Origin of the sequence: Stappia sp. P2PMeth1 (genome assembly GCF_900185735.1) — a bacterium.
GTDB lineage: Bacteria > Pseudomonadota > Alphaproteobacteria > Rhizobiales > Stappiaceae > Stappia.
The window spans coordinates 83,436-104,147 of record NZ_FYAW01000009.1 but is presented as its reverse complement, the minus strand read 5'-3'; the positions used below and the strand labels follow the sequence as shown (position 1 = coordinate 104,147).

At 63.1% G+C, this 20,712-nt stretch carries 21 protein-coding genes, 1 tRNA gene and 1 pseudogene; 20 read left to right on the top strand and 3 right to left on the bottom strand.

Annotated elements, in window-relative coordinates; translation table 11 throughout:
• The first annotated feature begins 113 nt into the window (after nucleotides 1-113).
• From trbB to P2PM1_RS03425, 12 genes are all read left to right on the top strand, one after another.
• Complete coding sequence (trbB, locus tag P2PM1_RS03480; protein ID WP_186398129.1) at nucleotides 114-1,112, top strand: P-type conjugative transfer ATPase TrbB; 999 nt, start codon at nucleotides 114-116, stop codon at nucleotides 1,110-1,112.
• Nucleotides 1,109-1,438 carry a TrbC/VirB2 family protein gene (locus tag P2PM1_RS03475; RefSeq protein ID WP_186398128.1) on the top strand — a complete coding sequence of 110 codons (330 nt, stop codon included), beginning with the start codon at nucleotides 1,109-1,111 and terminating at the stop codon, nucleotides 1,436-1,438. The genes trbB and P2PM1_RS03475 overlap by 4 nt, the downstream gene beginning before the upstream one ends.
• Nucleotides 1,438-1,719: a VirB3 family type IV secretion system protein gene (locus tag P2PM1_RS03470; protein WP_186398127.1), complete on the top strand. Its 282-nt coding sequence runs from the start codon at nucleotides 1,438-1,440 to the stop codon at nucleotides 1,717-1,719. Before P2PM1_RS03475 ends, P2PM1_RS03470 begins: the two co-directional genes overlap by 1 nt.
• Nucleotides 1,720-1,729: 10 nt before the next feature.
• Nucleotides 1,730-4,240, top strand: a complete 2,511-nt coding sequence (gene trbE / locus P2PM1_RS03465; protein ID WP_186398362.1) for a conjugal transfer protein TrbE — start codon at nucleotides 1,730-1,732, stop codon at nucleotides 4,238-4,240.
• Complete coding sequence (trbJ, locus tag P2PM1_RS03460; protein ID WP_186398126.1) at nucleotides 4,237-5,016, top strand: P-type conjugative transfer protein TrbJ; 780 nt, start codon at nucleotides 4,237-4,239, stop codon at nucleotides 5,014-5,016. Before trbE ends, trbJ begins: the two co-directional genes overlap by 4 nt.
• A 17-nt stretch (nucleotides 5,017-5,033) precedes the next feature.
• Entirely contained in the window at nucleotides 5,034-5,315 is a 282-nt protein-coding gene (trbK-alt, locus tag P2PM1_RS03455; RefSeq protein ID WP_186398125.1) for a putative entry exclusion protein TrbK-alt, read from the top strand.
• A 3-nt stretch (nucleotides 5,316-5,318) separates the two neighbouring features.
• Complete coding sequence (trbL, locus tag P2PM1_RS03450; protein WP_186398124.1) at nucleotides 5,319-6,677, top strand: P-type conjugative transfer protein TrbL; 1,359 nt, start codon at nucleotides 5,319-5,321, stop codon at nucleotides 6,675-6,677.
• Nucleotides 6,674-7,363 carry a conjugal transfer protein TrbF gene (gene trbF, locus P2PM1_RS03445; protein WP_186398123.1) on the top strand — a complete coding sequence of 230 codons (690 nt, stop codon included), beginning with the start codon at nucleotides 6,674-6,676 and terminating at the stop codon, nucleotides 7,361-7,363. The genes trbL and trbF overlap by 4 nt, the downstream gene beginning before the upstream one ends.
• A complete protein-coding gene (trbG, locus tag P2PM1_RS03440; RefSeq protein WP_186398122.1) occupies nucleotides 7,360-8,415 on the top strand; it encodes a P-type conjugative transfer protein TrbG in 1,056 nt (351 codons plus the stop codon). The genes trbF and trbG overlap by 4 nt, the downstream gene beginning before the upstream one ends.
• A complete protein-coding gene (locus P2PM1_RS03435; RefSeq protein WP_186398121.1) occupies nucleotides 8,412-9,539 on the top strand; it encodes a TrbI/VirB10 family protein in 1,128 nt (375 codons plus the stop codon). Before trbG ends, P2PM1_RS03435 begins: the two co-directional genes overlap by 4 nt.
• A gap of 4 nt (nucleotides 9,540-9,543) precedes the next feature.
• Nucleotides 9,544-9,777, top strand: a complete 234-nt coding sequence (locus P2PM1_RS03430; RefSeq protein ID WP_186398120.1) for a DUF2274 domain-containing protein — start codon at nucleotides 9,544-9,546, stop codon at nucleotides 9,775-9,777.
• 140 nt (nucleotides 9,778-9,917) lie between these two features.
• On the top strand, nucleotides 9,918-10,445 hold the full coding sequence (locus tag P2PM1_RS03425) for a globin domain-containing protein (protein ID WP_186398119.1): 528 nt from the start codon (nucleotides 9,918-9,920) through the stop codon (nucleotides 10,443-10,445).
• On the opposite strand, the gene P2PM1_RS03420 is transcribed toward P2PM1_RS03425, so the two are convergent.
• Nucleotides 10,387-11,430, bottom strand: coding sequence for an AraC family transcriptional regulator (locus P2PM1_RS03420; protein WP_186398118.1), 1,044 nt, complete (start codon nucleotides 11,428-11,430; stop codon nucleotides 10,387-10,389). The genes P2PM1_RS03425 and P2PM1_RS03420 overlap by 59 nt on opposite strands.
• Nucleotides 11,431-11,788: 358 nt before the next feature.
• Between P2PM1_RS03420 and P2PM1_RS03415 the strand changes: the two genes are divergently transcribed.
• The 8 genes and pseudogenes from P2PM1_RS03415 to P2PM1_RS25775 form a co-directional block, all read left to right on the top strand.
• The gene (locus P2PM1_RS03415) at nucleotides 11,789-12,562 is read left to right on the top strand and encodes an outer membrane protein (protein WP_186398117.1); all 774 of its coding nucleotides are present in this window, start codon (nucleotides 11,789-11,791) and stop codon (nucleotides 12,560-12,562) included.
• 227 nt (nucleotides 12,563-12,789) lie between these two features.
• Entirely contained in the window at nucleotides 12,790-15,762 is a 2,973-nt protein-coding gene (locus tag P2PM1_RS03410) for an autotransporter domain-containing protein (RefSeq protein ID WP_186398116.1), read from the top strand.
• Nucleotides 15,763-15,848: 86 nt separating this feature from the next.
• Nucleotides 15,849-16,271 carry a globin family protein gene (locus P2PM1_RS03405; RefSeq protein WP_186398115.1) on the top strand — a complete coding sequence of 141 codons (423 nt, stop codon included), beginning with the start codon at nucleotides 15,849-15,851 and terminating at the stop codon, nucleotides 16,269-16,271.
• Nucleotides 16,272-16,564: 293 nt separating this feature from the next.
• Nucleotides 16,565-16,714 (top strand): hypothetical protein, encoded by a 150-nt coding sequence (locus P2PM1_RS03400; RefSeq protein WP_186398114.1) that lies wholly within the window; start codon nucleotides 16,565-16,567, stop codon nucleotides 16,712-16,714.
• A 95-nt stretch (nucleotides 16,715-16,809) separates the two neighbouring features.
• Nucleotides 16,810-17,352, top strand: a complete 543-nt coding sequence (locus P2PM1_RS03395; RefSeq protein ID WP_186398113.1) for an invasion associated locus B family protein — start codon at nucleotides 16,810-16,812, stop codon at nucleotides 17,350-17,352.
• Between the two features lie 10 nt (nucleotides 17,353-17,362).
• Entirely contained in the window at nucleotides 17,363-18,262 is a 900-nt protein-coding gene (locus P2PM1_RS03390) for a LysR family transcriptional regulator (protein ID WP_186398112.1), read from the top strand.
• A 475-nt stretch (nucleotides 18,263-18,737) separates the two neighbouring features.
• Entirely contained in the window at nucleotides 18,738-19,052 is a 315-nt protein-coding gene (locus tag P2PM1_RS03385) for a hypothetical protein (RefSeq protein ID WP_186398111.1), read from the top strand.
• Nucleotides 18,970-20,058: pseudogene (locus tag P2PM1_RS25775) on the top strand (recombinase family protein); the annotation flags it as partial. The gene P2PM1_RS03385 and the pseudogene P2PM1_RS25775, both read left to right, overlap by 83 nt.
• An 81-nt stretch (nucleotides 20,059-20,139) precedes the next feature.
• On the opposite strand, the gene P2PM1_RS25770 reads toward P2PM1_RS25775, so the two are convergent.
• Both P2PM1_RS25770 and P2PM1_RS03375 read right to left on the bottom strand, forming a co-directional pair.
• Nucleotides 20,140-20,349 (bottom strand): hypothetical protein, encoded by a 210-nt coding sequence (locus tag P2PM1_RS25770; RefSeq protein ID WP_371636329.1) that lies wholly within the window; start codon nucleotides 20,347-20,349, stop codon nucleotides 20,140-20,142.
• Nucleotides 20,350-20,587: 238 nt separating this feature from the next.
• Nucleotides 20,588-20,664, bottom strand: a tRNA-Met gene (locus tag P2PM1_RS03375).
• Nucleotides 20,665-20,712: the final 48 nt, after the last annotated feature.

Below are 20,712 nucleotides of genomic sequence, written 5' to 3'. Positions count from 1 at the left end.
CGCCGACGCCCGCACACGCGTAAATACTTGTTGAACCGGCCGGATTTCAGGCCTTCTTAATCGACCCCGATGCGGGGACCGTCTGTCGCGCCCCGCTAAGAAGCGGGGCCGAGATGACTGCCACTCACGACAAACCGGAGGCGATCGCGCGCGGCGCGCGCATGCTGCGCACGGCGCTTGGGTCCGCCATTTCAGAGCTGCTCGAAGACCCCGCCGTGGTCGAGGTGATGCTGAACCCCGATGGCCGCATCTGGGTGGACCGGCTGTCGGAGGGCCTGGCCGATACGGGGGAGCGACTAGCCGCGGCCGATGGTGAGCGCATCGTGCGGCTGGTCGCCCACCATGTCGGCGCGGAAGTCCATACGCGCTCACCGCGTGTCTCGGCCGAACTGCCCGAGACGGGAGAGCGGTTCGAGGGATTGCTGCCGCCGGTGGTGGCCGCGCCGGCCTTCGCCATCCGCAAGCCCGCCGTCGCGGTGTTCACTCTCGACGACTATGTGACCGCCGGCATCATGACCGTCAGCCAGGCAGAGACGTTGCGGGAAGCCGTCGCATCCCGCGCGAACATCCTCGTCGCGGGCGGCACTTCGACCGGGAAGACCACGCTCACCAACGCGCTGCTCGCCGAGGTGGCGAAGGGTGCGGATCGCGTCGTCATCATCGAGGACACGCGCGAGCTGCAATGCGCGGCGCCCAACCTTGTCGCCATGCGCACCAAGGACGGCGTGGCGACGCTGTCCGATCTCGTCCGTTCGTCGCTACGCCTGAGGCCCGACCGCATCCCCATCGGGGAGGTGCGCGGCGCGGAAGCCCTCGATCTGCTCAAGGCCTGGGGCACGGGCCATCCCGGCGGCATCGGCACCATCCATGCCGGCTCCGCCATCGGCGCGCTGCGACGGCTTGAACAACTTATTCAAGAGGCTGTCGTCACCGTGCCGCGCGCGCTGATCGCCGAGACCATCGACCTTGTTGCCGTCCTGTCCGGGCGCGGTTCCGCGCGCCGGCTGGCCGAGCTTGCCCGTGTCGAAGGGCTGAGGCCGGACGGCGACTACCGGATTTCGCCGGCCCTTTCAGAACCCGACACCACTCACAACACTGGAGAACCCGCATGATCCGTCGCGCCTTCCGTATCCGCCATCATGTGGCAACCGCCGCCGCATTCACCTGGGCGAGCCTGATGACTTCGCCCGCTCTCGCCTCCGGCTCCTCCATGCCCTGGGAAGCGCCGCTGCAATCCATCCTCGAATCCGTCGAGGGGCCGGTGGCCAAGATCGTCGCGGTGATTATCATCATCGTCACCGGACTGACGCTGGCCTTTGGCGATACCGGCGGTGGCTTTCGCCGTCTGATCCAGATCGTCTTCGGCATCTCCATCGCCTTCGCGGCCTCATCCTTTTTCCTGTCATTCTTCAGCTTTGGCGGCGGGGCCCTGGTCTGATGGGCGTGAGTTTCGAGGCACTCGACACGGTGCCGGGATTCAGCGTGCCGGTTCACCGCGCCCTGACAGAACCGATCCTGCTTGGCGGGGCGCCGCGCTCCGTCGCCATCCTGAACGGAACACTGGCCGGAGCCATAGGCCTCGGGCTGCAACTCTGGTTTGCCGGCATCCTGATCTGGGCCGTTGGCCACCTCATAGCCGTCTGGGCAGCGAAGCGTGACCCGCTCTTCGTCGAGGTCGCGCGCCAGCACTTGCGCGTGCCCGGCCATCTCTCGGTGTGAGGACAGACCCATGATGAATCTCACCGAATATCGCCGCACCGCCGCCCGCCTTGCCGACTATTTGCCATGGGCCGCGCTTGTCGGCGATGGCATCGTTCTGAACAAGGATGGCTCGTTCCAGCGCAGCGCGAAGTTTCGTGGGCCGGATCTCGATTCGGCGGTCGCCGCCGAGCTGGTCGCGGTCGCCGGTCGGTTGAACAACGCCTTCCGTCGCCTCGGCTCGGGCTGGGCCATCTTCGTCGAAGCGCAGCGCTTCCAAGCCGCGACCTATCCCGCAAGCCGCTTCCCCGATCCAGCCTCGGCGCTGGTCGATGCCGAGCGCAAGGCCGATTTCGAGGAAGAAGGCAGCCATTTCGTGTCCGGCTACTTCCTGACCTTTCTGTGGCTTCCGCCTGCCGAGGACGCCGCCCGGTCCGAATCCTGGCTTTACGAGGGGCGCGAGACCTCGGGCGTGAACCCCTGGGAACAGGTGCGCGGCTTCGCTGATCGCACCGACCGCGTGCTTGCGCTGCTCGACGGGTTCATGCCCGAGTGCCGCTGGCTCGATGATACCGAGACCCTGACCTATCTCCATTCGACAATCTCGACCAACCGGCATCGCGTTCGCGTGCCGGAAACCCCGATCTATCTCGATGCGCTGCTGGCCGATCAACCTCTGACTGGCGGGCTCGAGCCGCGCCTCGGCGATCAGCACCTTCGGGTGCTGACCATCACCGGCTTTCCTTCCGCGACGACACCGGGACTTCTCGATGAGATGAACCGCCTGCCGTTCCCGTATCGGTGGAGCACGCGCGCCATTCTCATGGACAAGACAGACGCGACGCGGTTGCTGACCAAAATCAGGCGGCAATGGTTCGCCAAGCGCAAATCCATCGCCGCCATCCTGAAAGAGGTGATGACCAACGAGCAATCCGCGCTCGTGGACACCGACGCGGCCAACAAGGCGGCCGACGCCGACATGGCCTTGCAGGAACTCGGCACCGATGTCGCGGGCATGGCCTATGTCACGGCAACCGTCACGGTCTGGGACGCCGATCCGCGCCGCGCTGACGAAAAGCTGCGGCTGGTTGAGAAGATCGTTCAGGGCCGCGACTTCACGGCGATGTCCGAGTCCGTCAATGCCGTCGATGCCTGGCTCGGTTCGCTGCCCGGACATGCCTACGCCAATGTCCGGCAGCCGCCGGTCTCGACGCTCAACCTTGCCCACATGATCCCCCTCTCTGCCGTGTGGGCGGGGCCGGAACGGGACGATCACTTCGGCGCACCCCCGCTGCTCTATGGCAGGACCGAAGGATCGACCCCGTTCCGGTTTTCTCTTCATGTCGGCGATGTGGGCCACACGCTTGTCGTCGGACCGACCGGCGCGGGCAAATCGGTGATGCTTGCGCTCATGGCCTTGCAGTTCCGGCGCTATGCAGGATCCCAGGTCTTCGCCTTCGATTTCGGCGGCTCGATCCGCGCCGCCTCGCTCGCCATGGGTGGCGACTGGCATGATCTGGGCGGCGAGCTGGCCGATATGGCGGAGGCATCCGTGTCGCTGCAACCGCTGGCCCGCATCCATCAGACAGCGGAGCGCGCCTGGGCCGCGGACTGGATCGTCGCGATCCTCATGCGCGAAAACATCCAGATCACGCCCGAGGTGAAGGAGCATCTCTGGACGGCGCTGACTTCGCTTGCCTCAGCGCCTGTCGAGGAAAGGACGATCACCGGCCTCGCCGTGCTGCTCCAGTCCAACGACCTGAAGCAAGCCCTTCGGCCCTATTGTGTCGGCGGGGCCTATGGGCGTCTGCTCGACGCGGAGAGCGAGCATCTCGGCTCGGCTGATGTGCAGGCGTTCGAGATCGAGGGGCTGGTCGGCACGGGCGCGGCCCCGGCCGTGCTCTCCTATCTGTTCCATCGCATTGGCGACCGGCTCGACGGCCGCCCCACGCTCCTCATCATCGACGAGGGCTGGCTGGCGCTGGACGACGAGGGCTTCGCCGGCCAGCTCCGCGAATGGCTTAAAACGCTGAGGAAGAAGAACGCCTCCGTCATTTTCGCCACCCAGTCACTGTCCGATATCGACAATTCCGCCATTGCGCCTGCGATCATCGAGAGCTGCCCGACGCGGCTCTTGCTCCCGAACGAGCGCGCAATCGAGCCGCAGATTACCGCGATCTATCGCCGCTTCGGCCTCAATGACCGGCAGATCGAGATCCTGGCGCGGGCGACGCCCAAGCGCGACTACTACTGCCAGTCCCGGCGCGGCAATCGTCTGTTCGAGCTGGGGCTTTCCGAGGTCGGCCTCGCGCTCTGCGCGGCCTCCTCCAAGTCCGACCAGGCCGATATCGCCCGCATCCATGCCGAGCATGGAAGCGACGGCTTCCTTGCGGCGTGGCTGCGCCATCGCGGCATCGAATGGGCCGCCGACCTGATCCCCGACCTCACCAATCTCGCGACTGAAAGCGAGGACCTCTCGCCGGTCACCCCCGATGACGATGCGTTCGAATTCACCCTGGAAGAAGAGGAGATTACTCCATGACGCGCAAAATGCCCCGGCTCACCCGCATGGCCAGCGCCTCGGCACTGGCCCTCGCGCTCGCCGCTCCGCTGGCCCTGGCCCCGGTGTTCACCACACCGGCCCATGCCTTCTTCGGCTTTGGCGGCATCGTCTATGATCCGACCAACCACGCGGAAAACCTGCTGACCGCCGCTCGATCCCTGGAGCAGATCAACAACCAGATCGCCTCGCTCCAGAACGAAGCGCAGATGCTGATCAACCAGGCCCGCAATCTTGCGAGCCTGCCTCATTCCTCGCTTCAGCAGCTTCAGCAGAATGTCCAGCGGACCCAGCAGCTTCTCGGGCAGGCCCAGAACATCGCTTTCGATGTGCAGAATATCGACCGGATGTTCCAGCAGGACTACGGCAACCTGTCCCTGACCACGACAGATGTCCAGATGATCGCCGATGCGCGCAGCCGCTGGGAAAATACCGTCGGGGGCTTGCAGGATGCCATGCGCGTTCAGGCCGGCGTTGTCGGCAATATCGACACCAACCGCGCCGAGATGTCCGCGCTGGTCGGCCAAAGTCAGAATGCTGTCGGCGCGCTTCAGGCGACGCAGGCCGGCAACCAGCTTCTCGCCCTTCAGTCACAGCAGCTTTCCGACCTGATCGCGGTCATCTCGGCCAATGGCCGGGCGGAAGCCTTGTTGGAGGCGGAGCGCGCCACGGCCGCCGAACAGGGACGCATCCAGCGTGAACGCTTCCTGACGCCGGGGTCGGGCTACCAGCCCGGCAACGCGCGGATGTTCAACTGAGGCCGGGAGGGAAGACCATGGAAGGGAAGGTGCTGGCCCGGATTGGGGCGATCGTGTTTGTCGCGATTGCGATCACCGTGACGGTGATCGAGATGACCCGCGAAGATGGTCCCGCGCCGGTCAGCACCGCTCCCTCGCTTCAACCTCCGGCCGATCCATTGCGCGCAACGCTCCGCCACTGCCAGCAACTTGGCGAGGCCGCGGCCAGCGATGCCGACTGTCTTGCCGCCTGGGCCGAAAACCGCGATCGCTTCCTTGGCCGGGCACCGGCGCCTGCCGCTCCGAACGGGGGGCAGTGAGTCATGGGCGGAACGGGGGTCATCGACAACTTTCTGGGCATATTCACCAGCTACATCGATAGCGGCTTCGGCCTGCTCGGCGGTGAGGTGGCGTTCATTGCCACCACGTTGATCGTGATCGACGTGACGCTCGCCGCCCTGTTCTGGGCCTGGGGTGCCGATGACGACATCATTGCCCGGCTGGTGAAGAAGACGCTCTTCGTCGGCGTCTTCGCCTACATCATCTCCAACTGGAACAGCCTCGCGCAGATCGTCTTCGACAGCTTTGCCGGTCTCGGGCTGATGGCCTCGGGCACCGGCTTTTCCGCAGCCGATCTCATGCGCCCCGGCCGCGTCGCGCAGACCGGTCTCGACGCCGGCCGCCCGATGCTCGACTCCATCTCCGATTTGATGGGCTGGATCGCCTTTTTCGAGAACTTCATCCAGATCGCCTGCCTGTTCTTCGCCTGGGTGCTGGTCATCCTCGCCTTCTTCATCCTTGCCGTCCAATTGTTCGTGACCCTGATCGAGTTCAAACTGACCACGCTGGCGGGCTTCGTGCTCATTCCCTTCGGCCTCTTCGGCAAGACAGCCTTCATGGCGGAAAGGGTCCTGGGGAACGTCATTTCCTCCGGCATCAAGGTGCTGGTTCTCGCCGTCATCATCGGTATCGGCTCAACACTCTTCGGCCAGTTCACTGCCGGCTTCGGCGGCGCGACCCCGACCATCGACGACGCCATGGCGATCGTGCTGGCGGCACTTTCCCTTCTCGGTCTCGGCATCTTCGGCCCTGGCATCGCCACCGGCCTCGTCTCCGGTGGCCCGCAACTCAGCGCCGGCGCCGCTGTCGGTACGGGCCTTGCTGTTGGCGGAGCGGCGGTCGCCGCCGGAGGCGCGACCATGCTCGCAGCAAAGGGCGGCGCGGCTGCACTCTCGGGTGGTGCCGCCCTCGCGCGAAGCGGGGCCTTTGCCGCCGGCGCTGCCTCGTCGGCCTACACCCTTGGCTCGATGGGCCAGTCGGGCGCGGCCGGTGCCCCTTCCGGCCTTGGCGGTGTTGCCCGCGCGGGTGCGGCTGCAACCGCCTCGCCTCTCAAGCGCGCCGCCGCCCGTGCCGCCGACAGTCTGAAATCCAGCTATTCGGATGGCATCAAAAGCGGGTTTGAAGCTTCTGGTGGTCGCTCCTCGATGGGCACGGTCGGCGGAAACGCCACGCCCGTATCCTCCAATTCCTCCTCCACCGATGGCCCGCCGACCTGGGCACAACGGATGCAGCGCGGCCGGGCCATGGGCCACGGCGTCACCGCCGCCGCCCATGCCGTCCGCTCCGGCGACAGCCATGGTGGTGGTTCCTCCGTCAGCCTTTCCGAAAGTGATCGCTCATGAACCTCTTCAAACGACCCGCAACCCATTACGGCAGGACGCCGGAACCCGAGACGCCCTATCAGAAAGCCGCGCAGGTCTGGGACGAGCGGATCGGTTCTGCCCGCGTGCAGGCGAAGAACTGGCGCTACATGGCCTTCGGCTCTCTGATCCTGTCGGCCGGTTTCGCGGCCGCCCTCGTCTGGCAATCGGCGCGTGGCACTGTCGTGCCCTGGGTGGTGCAGGTCGACAATCTCGGCGAGGCGCAAACCGTCGCGCCAGCCGTTGCCGACTATCGCCCGACCGATCCGCAGATCGCCTTCCATCTCGGCCGCTTCATCGAGCAGGTCCGCGCGATCCCCGCCGACGCGATCATCGTCCGTCAGAACTGGCTGCGCGCCTATGAGTTCACCACGGATCGCGGCGCGGCGGCGCTCAATGACTACGCGCGCGCCAACGACCCGTTCACCCGCGTCGGGCGTCAGCAGGTGGCGGTTGAGGTTTCATCGGTCATCCGGGCATCGCCGGACAGCTTCCGCATCGCCTGGACCGAGCGCCACTATGAGAACGGCCAGCTCTCCACCACCGAGCGCTGGACCGCGATCCTGACCATCGTGATCCAGACCCCGCGCAACGCCGAGCGCCTGCGCGCCAACCCCCTTGGAATCTATATCAACGCGATCTCCTGGTCGCGGGAGATGAGCCAATGACCCGTGCGATCTTCCGTAAAGCCGCGTTTCCGGCTTTCCGTCGACCCGACTTGTCGGATTTGCGCAAACTCGGCCTTCCGGCTTTGCTGTTGTCAGCGACCATGCTCGCAGGCTGCGCGACGAACCGGGTTCCGCAGTTCAGCTATGACGACTCTGTGCCGCCATTGCCGGCCCCGCCTGCGGCTTCGACCCAGGATCGTCCCCGGCCGCTGCACACGCCCCCGGCCTGGACCGTGGCGCGCGGCGGCGATGCGGCCGGCACGCCGACCGCCCGTGTCGAAAACGCCAATGCCGCGGCCCGCGTCGAGCCGCGCCGTGAGGGCTATTATAATGCCATCCAGATCTATCCCTGGTCGGAAGGCGCACTCTATCAGGTCTATGCCGCGCCCGGGCAGATCACCAATATCGCGCTGGAGCCGGGCGAGAGCCTGACCGGCGCGGGGCCGATCGCGGCAGGCGATACCGCCCGCTGGATCATCGGCGATACAGAGAGCGGATCTGGCGCGAACGCCCGCGTCCATATCCTCGTCAAACCGACCCGGCCAGACATCACGACCAACCTCGTCGTTACCACCGATCGCCGCCTCTACATGATGGAGCTGCATGCGCGGGAGGAGCCGTACATGCCTGCGGTCGCCTGGGCCTATCCCACACCACCTGCCGCCCAGCGACAGACCGCTCCGACCGCGCCTGTCATCCCGGCACTTTCGGCCCGCAATCATCGCTACGGGTTGCAGGTGCAGGGCGACAATCCGCCCTGGCGCCCGGTCTCGGTCTTCGATGATGGTCGCCGCGTCTATGTCGTCTTCCCGCGCGGGATCGTGCAGGGCGAGATGCCGCCTCTGTTCGTCCTGGGCTCGGACGGCGAGCCGCAGATCGTCAATAGCCGCATCCACCAGAACATCCTGATCGTGGATCGCCTGTTCGGCGCGGCCGAACTGCGTCTCGGCAGCGGCAATCGCCAGCAGGTGGTGAGGATCGTCCGCATCGAAGAGCAGCAAGCGGCGACGCCCGCGCAAGGTGATACGCACGATGGAGGATCGTCGTCATGAGCGACACCGAAGCCAATGCAGCGCCCATGCGCCTGCGCGCCGAACCACCCCGCGTTACCCGCCTGTCCCGCAAGATGCTGGCGGGCGTGGGCGCGGTGGCACTTCTCGGCATCGGCGGGGCGCTGATCTACGCTCTCCAGACCCGCGAAGCGGGACCGGGAGGGGGAGAACTCTATTCGACCGAGAACCGGCCCACGGCGGACGGCCTGTCCGGCCTGCCGCGCGACTATACCGGCCCCGTCCTGGGACCGGCGCTGCCCGGCGATCTCGGCCGTCCGATTCTCAGCGCGCAGGAGCGCGGACAGCCGGTGGCACCACCCGCCATCGCAACACCTGCTGTCGATCCCGAGGAAGAACGCCGCCGCGCCGAGGAAGAGGCCGCGCGTCTGAGCAATGTCTTCTTCCAGATCGGGCCGCGCCCTCAGACCACTGCTACTACGATGCCCGGCCTCTCCGGTCTTGAACTTGGTGGACAGGCCGCCGCGCAGGATCGGCACACCGCCTTCCTCAACGGCCCATTCGATCGGCAAACGGTTGCGCTCGACCGCGTCATGCCGCCGGCCTCGCCCTACATCCTTCAGGCGGGGTCCGTGATCCCGGCTGCCATGATCACAGGCATCCGTTCCGATCTGCCCGGCCAGATCACCGCGCAGGTTACCGAAAATGTCTATGACAGCCCGACCGGCAGCCTGCTCCTGATCCCGCAGGGAACGCGCATCATCGGCCAATATGATGACGGCGTGACCTTCGGTCAGCGCCGCGTGTTGCTGGTATGGAACCGGCTGATACTGCCAGATGGCCGCTCCATCGTCCTGGAACGCCTGCCGGGCGCGGATGCGTCAGGCTATGCCGGGCTCGAGGATGGCGTCGATTACCACTGGTGGGATCTGATGAAGGCCGCCGGCCTCTCGACCCTGCTTGCGGTCGGCGCGGAACTGGCCACCAGCGACGAAGACCGCCTGATCCGCGCCATCAGCGACGGGGCGCAGGACACCATCAACCAGGCCGGCCAGCAGATCGTCCAGCGCCAGTTGCAGGTCGCGCCGACGCTCACCGTCCGGCCGGGATTTCCGGTCAGGGTGATCGTGACCCGCGATCTGATATTAGAGCCCCAGAGAGGATAACCCGGTGAAGCTCCGCCTTGGCCCCATCGAAGACGAAAAACCTATAAAGGTCACAGTCGAATTACCTGCCCAACTGCATGAGGACCTTATCCACTACGCAGAGATTCTCGCGCGAGAAAGTCTCAAGAACACCCGGCTTGCGCCTGACAAGCTTATCGTTCCGATGTTGGCGAAATTCATCGCGGGCGACAGGGCCTTTGCTAAGGCAAAGCGTCATCAAGGGCGGTCCACCGTCTGAGCCAGCGGTGCATTGCTGAACGGTTATGACCGTCGCTTATTTCCCTCTTGGCAATGCCGGCGTTTCCCTGTCGGCACAGACGTCGTTCCCGTTCGTCGATGTTGTCATGAGGTCAGCTCGACACTGTTGGAACCAGGCATATGACACCAGACGATATCCATCTCGTTCAGATGAGCTTCAAGCAGCTTCAGCCGAAAGCGGCCGAAGTCGGCCTCATCGTCTATGAACGACTCTTCGAAACACATCCGGATTTGCGCCCAATGTTCGGCTCGAACATCTGGCATCAGTCTCGCAAGCTCATGCAGGTTCTGGCAGTGGTGGTGACGAGCCTGGATCGGCTCACCACGATTCTGCCGACGGTGGAGGATCTGGCTCGCCGCCACGAGACATATGGTGTGCGGCACGAGCACTACTCGATCGTCGGCGAAACGCTGCGTTGGACACTGGCACAGGGCCTGGGGTGGGATTTCATGCCGCAGGTCGAGACCGCTTGGCTCACCGCCTACGCTACTATTTGTGGCGAGGTGTTCGCCCGACTTCGGATGGGCTTGTGCTTGCGGGACGCGATCGCCCCATCGGTGCCGCGACCCATTTCGCGAGGGGCCGGCTTCAGCCGCGAAGTGCAGCTTCCCGCGCCTCTGACGGCGTCATCCCGTATTGCCGCTTGAACTGCCGGTTGAATGTCGAGAGGTCGGCAAAGCCGGTGGCGAAGGCGATCTCACTGATGCGGCGTTCCTTGTAGAAGCTTCCGGTCAGGTAGCGGTATGCTTTTGCCAGCCGCTCGAGCGCGACGAATTCGCTGAAAGTTCTGCCTTCACTTTCGAACAGGACGTGCAGATAGCGCGGCGTGATGCCATGCCGTGCGGCGACGGCCTGGACGGAAAGGTCCCATCGACCGATATTCTCTCTGACATCGGCCTTGACTGCGGCGAGCCGCGCGGCGCGTTGCCCGCGCTCGGAAGCCAGAAGCGCGTTTTCGCCCTTCGCGCCGACGGCAATGGCGGCGAGATCGAGCAGTGTATGGCGGATATGCTCCTTGAGCGGCGCCGTAACAAAGCCTGCCGAGGAATTCAAAACGAGTTCGACATAGCGCGCGAGCAGAACGACTGCCGGATCGGATCCATCGAGCAATCGACCGGTAAGGTCGGCTCCATTGCCGACCATCGGCGCGAGAGCCGCGCGGGGCAGTACGAGCGTGTCGCCGGCTATTCTATCCGCTTTCGTTCGCCAGTGTACCGCCTCTGCTGTGGTTAGAAGAAACGCACTTCCGGCGGGCGCTTCGATCTCTCGGCCTTCCAATGTACCGTGAACGGGGGCTTCGCGCATGAAACCGATGACGATGTCGTCCCGATTTTCATTGGCGACATGTTGCTTGGTGCGCGCCATGCTGTGGAACATGAAGTCGATGCGTCCGACTACGGCATCCTCCAGGAGAACCGCCTGTGACCGCGCCCGGAACGTGCCCTCTCCACGCCAGTCGATTTGAACCGAACCGTAGTTTTGGGTGTAGATGTCATGCCACAAGGTCAGCCGCGCCTTGTTGCTGAGGTCGGGGCCGAAATCGTCCGACGAAAACACCAGCCGGTCGGCGCCGCTTACCTGACCGCGCGCGCCTCCTTCGCTTGCCGTCTGTCTGTTTTCCTCTACGCCCATCGCTCTCCTCTGCGTGTTTCTCGTCTCTCTAGACCGACGGCAAAAAGTACAGCCGAAGAGTTACGTTTCAAGCTGAAATGTTGCACGCAGCCCTTTGAAACAGAGAAATAATACTAGAATCTGCTCAGAGTTCTCTGTGTGCATACCAGTTGTTCCTTACATGCCTAGTGCCGCAGTGCGCCTGTGGCCGATTTGCAGCGATCATGTGATCTGCCCAACGCGGTTCCTTGATCGCACAGTGCTCGTTCCCTGTGTGCCGAGACAGCCCCGGCCCACCGAATTACGACCTTTGCCAAGATGAATCGGCTGCTTCGATACGGGGCAAGGGAAAGGGTGCAAGAATATGACTGGACTATTGGTGAAAACTGCGGCAACCGGCGGAGCCGCTCAATTCCGCAGTCAATCGGCTCGTCGTCTCATTAAATCGGTAAAGGCGGCGTTGCTTGCATTCAGCTGCCTCGGCGTCCTGGCGGGGCCCGTCAACGCGGCGGATCTCATTGAGGCGGCTCCCGAACCTCCCGCGGTGCCTCCGGTCGGCGAAGTGAACGAGGTTCATGACTGGAGCGGATTTTATGCCGGGCTCCACGCCGGGTATCTGACCGGTCAGACCGATCTGGACTGGTACACTCCAGGCAATCCCGTGAACAATCTCGGGCCGTTCGATTTCTCCAGTGCTTTTGGCGGCGCGCATGCGGGCGTGAACTGGCAGAAGGACAGCTTCGTCCTCGGCGTCGAGGCGGCATTGGACTACACGCCGTTCAGCGGCGGCGAAAACGGTGGCCTGACCACATTCAAGACCTTTAACGCCAGGTTCGAGGGCAAGTACATGGCCTCCCTTGAAGGGCGGGCCGGCCTCGCGATGGACAAGCTGCTGCTTTATGTCACTGCCGGCGGCGCATACCTCAATGCCAGTGTGCGCGACACCGTCCTCGATGTCAGCCAGGATTACAACCTGTGGGGATACACGCTCGGAGGTGGAGCGGAATTTGCCGTCACCGAAAAAGACAGCCTTCGACTCGACTACAAATATGCGGAATTCGGCCAGAAGTTCCAGGACTTCAATGGCGCCTACCAACAGGCGCTCAATCCGAGGTTCCACATGATCGGTGTGGGCTTCAGCCACAAATTCTGAGCAATTTCGAAAAGGGGCGGCGTCGGTGTCGCCCTTTTTTGTGTCTCGCCACATCGTGGGCCTGTGTTCCTCGTGCCACGGCATCGGTGTTCCTTGCGCAAGTTCCCTCACCGCATAGTGCCAGTTCCCGCTCTGCCGAGACAATCCCAGCAAAATCAATACTTTGCGCTCCAAAGTAAGGAATCGGCTTAATCCGTCCGGAAAGAGCCCATGAGGTGAAGGACTGAATGATGGGCGAGCCCGCAAAAGAATATCTCTCGAATATTCGGACAATGGCTGGACGCGGCCGCGCCTTGAAGGCCGCGCTGCTGGCAAGCTGCGCGCTCCCGATGCTGGCAGGCGCCGCGGGCGCAGCCGACTGGACCGGGGCGACGAGCGTCGACTGGTTCGTGGGATCGAACTGGAGCACTGGCACGGTGCCGATGGCGGCGGACGTGGCGACGATCGACACAGACATATCCTGGGTGACCGCGCCCGGCGCCGAGGCGATCGTTGTCGTCGTGGGCGACACTGCGACCGGCGAGTTGCTGGTCTGGTCGGGCGGAACGCTTGAGGCAGGTAGCCATGTGACGGTCGGCGCATCAGCGGGAAGCGAGGGAACGGTTACCGTTCAGGATGCCGGGTCGACAATCATCGGTGGTGACACCATGACCTTCGGGGGGCTTGGCCATGCTGAGTTGAGGATTCTGGATGGCGGCGTCGTCGACACGAGCGCCGCATCCCCGGACGGCCGGGTATTCGTCGGGCTCGGCAGCACCGGCAGTGGCTTTATCACCATTGGTGGCACGGGCAGCGCCTTCCGGTCGAGCGGCGAACTGATCCTGGGTTTCGATGGCAGTGCCGAATTGATCGCCGCCGATGGCGCACGGGTCGATGCGGGCTGGAATTTCGCCGCGGGCGATGGGGCGCTCAAATTGGGCGCCCAGGCCGGCGGCATCGGTTCTGCAACCTTCATCGACGAGGGAACGCTGCTCGCGGCGTCACATCACGTCGTGGTCGGAGATGCCGGGACGGGTGTCCTCAACGTCATATCTGGTGCCGATGCGACCGTCGCCGGCAGGTTGAGTATTGGGCAAAGTGCCGACGGTACAGGTTTTGTCAGTGTTCAGGGAACCGGGTCCACTGTATCGGTCAACGGTGCCGTTCTCGTCGGCGACGATGGAAGCGGTTCGCTTCTGATCGGCGACGGCGGCGTGTTGCAGGGAAACGCTGTAATGAATGTCGGGGTGCACGGAACCGGTACAGTGACGGTGACGGGGGCGGGTTCCAGTTTGACGATTGCGAATGGCATCGAAATCGGCGCGTCGGGCGAGGGCGCGCTGACCATTGCCGAGGGCGGAACAGTCACCATTGGCGCGGGAACCGGCACGCTTGACCTGGCGCTTAACGCCGGCAGCACCGGCACACTCAATATCGGCGCGGCCGCGGGGGATGCCGCGGTGGAGGCGGGAGAACTCAACGCCGCCGCTGTGACCTTCGGTGATGGGGACGGCACGATCAATTTCAACCACGACTTGAGCTCCGTGGCAGCGGCCCCTGTTGGCGGATACGATTTTTCCGCCGTCATGTCCGGCTCTGGAACGGTCAACCACATTGCCGGAACAACGACGTTTTCCGGCGTTTCGACCGGGTTCACCGGCACCACAAACGTTACGGGTGGAGAGCTGTTCATAGGGGGCATGCTGGGTGGCGCGGTCAATGTCGAGGGCGGTCGGCTCGGCGGTTCCGGAACGCTCTTCGGCAATGTAACGATAGAGTCCGGCGGCACGATTGCCCCCGGAAACTCGATCGGTACGCTGAGCCTTGTGTCCGACATCACCTTCAATGCCGGTTCGGTATACGAAGTCGAACTCAATGACGGTGGCTTCGTTGCGGGCACGAACAACGATTTCATCTTCATAGGCGCAGGCGGCAGCGCAACGATCAACGGTGGCACGGTGCATGTGACGCCGGTATCCGGCGGTGATGACGGCTCTAGCTACACGCCGGGCACCTATACCATCCTAACCGCTGGCGGCGGTGTCACGGGGATGTTCGATACGTTGACCGACGACTATGCGTTCCTGAGCTTCGAGCTCGATTACGACCTGAACAATGTCTACCTCATCTCCGCCCTCAACCCGATCACCACGTTCTGCCTGTCCGGCATGAGTGCCAACGAGTGCGCGACGGGTGATACCGTGTTCGCTCTGGGTTCGGGAGACGTATACACCGCCGTGCTGAACCTGTCGGACGCCGAGGCACCCGGCGCGCTGGACCAGCTCTCCGGCGAAATCCACGCCTCGGCCAAGACGGCGCTGACCGAGGACAGCCGGTTTGTCCGCGAGGCGGCGCTGGACCGCATCCGCCAGGCATTCGCGGACACGGGCACTGACGAAGGCACCGGGCTCTGGATGCACGGCTTCGGCGCACGAGGCCAGATCGACGGCGACGGCAACGCGGCCGCGCTCGATCGTTCGACCGGTGGGTTCTTCATCGGCGCGGACGGCGAGGTGATCGACAACTGGAACTTCGGCGTGCTCGCCGGTTACAGCCATTCGAGCTTCAACGTCGATGAGCGCGCCTCCTCCGGTTCGGCCGACAGCTATCACCTCGGCGCCTATGGCGGCACTGAGTGGAACGATCTCGCCTTCCGCTTCGGCGGCGCCTACAGCTGGCACGACATGAGCGTCAACCGCTCGGTCGCCTTCACGGGCTTCTCCGACAGCCTCTCCTCCGACTATTGGGCCGGTACCGGCCAGCTCTTCGGCGAACTCGGCTATGGCATTGATGCCGGCTCGGCTCACTTTGAGCCTTTCGCTAACCTCGCCTGGGTCAATCACAGGACCAACGGCTTTACCGAGCAGGGCGGGGCTGCGGCACTTACAGGCGCGGAAGACGTAATCAACGCCACCTTCACCACGCTTGGTGCGCGCGCCTCGACCGAGCTTGCCATGGGCGAGGGCACGAAGGCGCGCCTGACCGGCATGGCTGGCTGGCGCCATGCCTTTGGCGACACGCCCACATCGACGCTGAACTTTGCGGGGGGCGCGCCCTTCACAGTCGCCGGTGTGCCGCTGGCCAAGAACACGCTGGTGCTGGAGGCTGGTCTCAACCTCGATATCACCCCGATGGCAACGCTCGGGTTTAACTATTCCGGCCAGATCGGTTCCGGCATCTCCGACCACGCCCTCAAGGCCAACCTCGGCGTGAAATTCTGACAACGGCAATCTGGCGACGGGCCTGACGGGAGGGGCCTTCGGGCTCCTCCTGCGTCTCCGCCCCAAACATGACACGAGTGCAACGCATGACAGAAGACGAAATCCGCAAAATCCAGGCGAGCTTTGCCTCACTGCAGAGCAACGCAGATGAGTTGGGCCTGATGTTCTACGAACGGCTCTTTACCACCCATCCCGAACTGCGCGACCTTTTCCCGCGGGACATCACCCCGCAGGCCAGGAAACTGGTGCAAATGCTTGCGCTGATGGTGAACGGCCTGAACCGTCTGGAAGCACTTCTGCCTGCCGTGAAGGAACTCGCCCGCAGGCATGTCGACTACGGGGTGAAGGATGAGCACTACGCCGCAGTTGGCGAAACCCTTCTGTGGACGCTGGCGCAAGGCCTCGGCCCGGCCTTCACGGACGACCTCAGATCGGCCTGGTCCACAGCCTTCTCAATGCTTTCGGGCGTGATGATAGCGGTCGGCCGGGAAGAGGTATGGCAGCTATGACCGGCCCGTTCCTGAAAAACCATAGCTTTCGTCGCCGTCGCAGTAGGCGGTTCGAGCGCTGCCTATGCTGAAGGGGTTTCGCTCCCAGGGCGAGCAGCCTCTCGGGCAACGTGTGCCCCGTCCACCTTTCGCCTGCGAAACCTTTCGTGATGCTGGCATCGTCTTCGACTGTCTGGATTGGCCAGGATGCGGCTGCCCGGAGGGTACGGTGCAGCGAGGATGTAACGGGCGTTCGGTCGCTTGCCCGGCATGTACCACGAACTCCTCGCGCACAAGATTGATGGGAACTCGTCATGACTGACCTTGCTACCATCCTGGCGATTTGGCTCGTCATCTCGATCCCCGGAAGCTTTGTGGCGTTTGCCTGCCTCATTGTTGGATCAGAAGCGGACGATGAATGGATGGCGCCGAAAGAACAGGAAGCGGCTATGGGTGAACAATAAGGATAGGAACGAGTATCCTCTTCAGCTTCTCTGGTGACGCCGTTTGCCGATCGCATTGGCAGGGGCACCTGCATTAATTTCAAACCGAGAAAACGATGATTCCCAACATAAAGCGAACGGCCCGCTTCCTTATCCTTGCGACTATGGTGTGTGGCAGTGCCCTGGCTGAAGATGCTGCACTACCCGGTGGAGCCAGTACGCTGACCGAAAGTCACGGCGACTGGGCAGTCACCTGCGCCATTCAAACACAGGCAGACGGCAACAAGACCAAGCTCTGTGCTTTTTCGCAACAACAGATTGCTGGCCAGACACGCCAGCGCGCGCTCGCGATAGAACTTCGGCCACATGACGATGGTGTCGAGGGAACGTTGGTTCTGCCCTTCGGGCTCGCTCTGCAAGATGGCATCGTCTACCAGCTCGATGAAGGCCAGCCCGGCGCGCAGCAACACTTCCGCACCTGCCTGCCCGCCGGCTGTCTGATCGACGTCACATTCGACGCCCGGACCGTGGCCTCGCTCAAGGCAGGCAACGCCCTCAAGGTGAAGGCGACTGCCGATGGCGGACAGGAGATGGTGTTCGCGGTTTCACTGACGGGATTTTCGAGCGCTTATGACCGCGTCACGGACCTGACCAAATAGCGAAAATGCAATGGCTATCGATACCATACGCCATCTGAAATACGTCTTGGCCGTGGCGGAGCACGGCAGCATGAGGCAGGTGGCGCAGGCATTGGGCGTAAAGGAATCGACTGTTAGCCGGAAAATTGCGGCGATCGAGCAGCACCTGGATATCCAACTGTTCAACCGCTTCACCAGCGGTGTGCAGTTAACGGAAGAGGGGAGCGAATGGCTTGATGCTGTTCGAGGACACTATGACGGGTTGGAAGAGATACTGACCCAGACCGCCAATCGCAAAAAGGATGCCGACAAACTCCGCATCGGTCTCAGTTCACCGGTGGGGCGAGAGTTTCTAATCCGCCTTATTGAACGTTTTCAGAACACGCACCCGGAGATAGAAGTCACGTTTCGCGACGCTTCTTGTAGCAAGCATGCTGCCGCCATACGCCACCGTCACCTCGACGTCGCCTTCATGTGCGGCTGCTGCCCCGCTAAAGCCTGCAAGAGCGAAACGATCTGGCAGGAGCGCCTATCGGCGCTCCTGCCAGCGGATCATGCGCTTGCAGAAAATTCGGAGCTAACTTGGAACGATCTTGCCGGTGAGCGCTTGCTGGTTCCGATGGGAACGGAAGGCCCGCTACTCGATGCCTGCTTTCTTGCCCGTCTTGGCTCCGGGCCGCACCCCCCGATCATTGAGCGATGCAATGCGAGCCAAGCGACCGTCATCGTTAAGGTGCAACTCGGCAAAGGCTTCACCCTGACAGGCGAGAGCTTTGCCAATGCCGTTACGATCGAGGCTGCTATCTGGAGGCCGATCGTGGGAAACGATGGCTCCTGCCCAATTAACGCAGTTTGGCTGGAATCTAACCCCAAGCGTTCCGTGCTCCGTTTTGTTGCCATCGCCCGGAACATGGCTGCCGAAGGGACCTGATTGAGGGGCGTACTCTCGGCCAGACCAATCAGTTCGTGTCGGGGATGTCGGGTTCTGACGGTCTCAAGGCGGCAGCCAGCGATGGTGAACGGTTGGAAATCGTCGACAAGTTTGAATTTCCTGCCAATTTCGTACAACCGTGTTTGGAGAGGAACAGCACGGTTTCCTCTAGGCCCACCGAATGCCTTTCTCCGTTGGAGAAGGCGGTGACGCATCGTCCCTTCAGCAGTACCTCGCCGCTTTCCGCCCATGCGCTCGTGAGACCCGCCCGGCCGTAGCAGCCAACCGCGGCGCTCCGGCAGGACGTACTGGCCAGCAGGACCATGCCGCTTCGAACGGGGACTCCCGTCAAACGTGGATTTCTCAAAATTCAGCGCAACCTTGATCTGTCCGATATTCACGCCATGCCACGCCACACTTCGATAGATCAACGTTAGGTATTTCATCGATCACGGCAGCGCCCCATGGTCATCGCATGGCCGATAGAAGCAAGAAAGTCACCGGTGCTACACCACATTCTCCCGCCGCCGAGGACAATGCACGGCGAACCGCCAAAGTCGTGCGGCTTTCCGCCAAGAGATATCGAGCCGACGGACAGATCTGTCGGGAACATCTTCCAGTTGCAGGAAAGGACTTGCCCGCAGAGATTGACGATGCGATTCTGAAGCTCGCGCGGGTTCTCGCACGCCAGGCAGCCAAAGAAGACCATGCGCGCCAACAAGCAGGGAGCGCATGTCATGACGAAACGCGCGGCAATTTACGCGAGATTTTCCACCGACCTGCAGAATGAACGGTCGATAGAGGATCAGGTCACCCTCTGCAGGAAACACGCCACGGAGCAAAATCTCACAGTCGTTGCGACCTACGAGGACAGAGCGCGTTCAGGCGCCTCGGTGTTTGGACGGGAAGGTCTCGTCCAACTCATGGATGCCGCCCGAGATGGCGCGTTCGACGTCGTGGTCATCGAGGCACTCGACAGGCTCTCGCGCGACATGGAGGACCTGGCGGGTATCCACAAACGCCTGTCCTTTCTCAACATCGAAATCCGCGCTGTTCACGACGGCGTCGCCAACACCGTTCTCGTCGGTCTCCGGGGGCTGGTAGGCCAACTCTACCGTGAAGACAACGCACACAAGATTCGCCGCGGCCAGGCTGGACGTGTCGGTCAGGGCCTCAACGCCGGTGGCCTGACATACGGCTACGCTCCGGTTCCAGGTGAGCCGGGGAAGAGGCAGATTGTCGAAGAAGAGGCAGAAATCATCCGCCGCATCTTTGACGAATATGTCTCGGGGCGAACGCCGCGCAACATCGCGCGCGACCTCAACCGTGACAACGTTCCGCCTCCGCGGGGGACGAAATGGAACGCCTCGACCATCAACGGCAACGTGCAGCGTGGCACCGGCATCCTGCAAAACGAACTCTACGGTGGCCGGCTGGTCTGGAACAAGGTGCGCATGGTGAAGGATCCTGACACGGGCCGCCGCGTCTCGCGCCCTAATCCGAAAGAGGAGTGGCAGTCGTCCGACGTGCCAGAACTCGCGATTGTCGATCGCGAACTGTTCGATCAGGCGCAGGCACGCAAACGCGAGCGCAGCCTTGACCATCCTCACCACCATCGCCGACCGCGTCACATGCTTTCGGGGCTTTTGCGGTGCGGCGCGTGCGGATCGGGCATGTCGACCAACGGCAAGGACAAGTCGGGCCGTATCCGGATCAGGTGCTCGGCCGCGACGGAAAGCGGGTCGTGTCCAGACCCGAAAACCTTCTATCTCGGAACCGTGGAAGCCGCTGTTCTGACCGGACTGCGGGCCGAGATGAAGAGCCCCAAGGTGCTCGCCGAATACGTGAAGACCTATCACGAGGAACGCAAGCGACTATCAGCGGAGGCCGACGCCAATCGAACCCGGCTTGAACGCCGTGCCGATAAGCTCAAGCGCGAGATCGACCGGTTGGTCGATCATCTCGCCAAGGGCATCGGCGATCCATATGTGATCGGTCCCCGCTCGACGGAACTCTACCACGAGCGCCAGGCCGTTCTTGCTGAGCTGGAGAAAGCTCCACCCGCCTTCGAGGTCGTCTCTCTGCATCCAGCGACCCTGAAGCGCTACGAAGAGCAACTCGAAAACCTGCAAGATGCACTCGCGGAAGGCATCCGTTCGGGCGACCGGGAATGCGCGGAAGCCATACGAGAACTCGTCGAAACGGTGACCGTTTATCGCGACCCGTCAGAAGCCGGCGCCGTCGAGATCGAGATTGCAGGACGCCTGAATTCGATCCTTGGCGAGCGCGCATACCCCAATGGGGTCAAACGGGTGTGGGGATTGGTGGTAGCGGAGGAGGGACTCGAACCCCCGACACGCGGATTATGATTCCGCTGCTCTAACCAACTGAGCTACTCCGCCAGACCGGCAGCGGGCAGCAAGGCCCGCGCGAGTGAGCCCGCATATAGT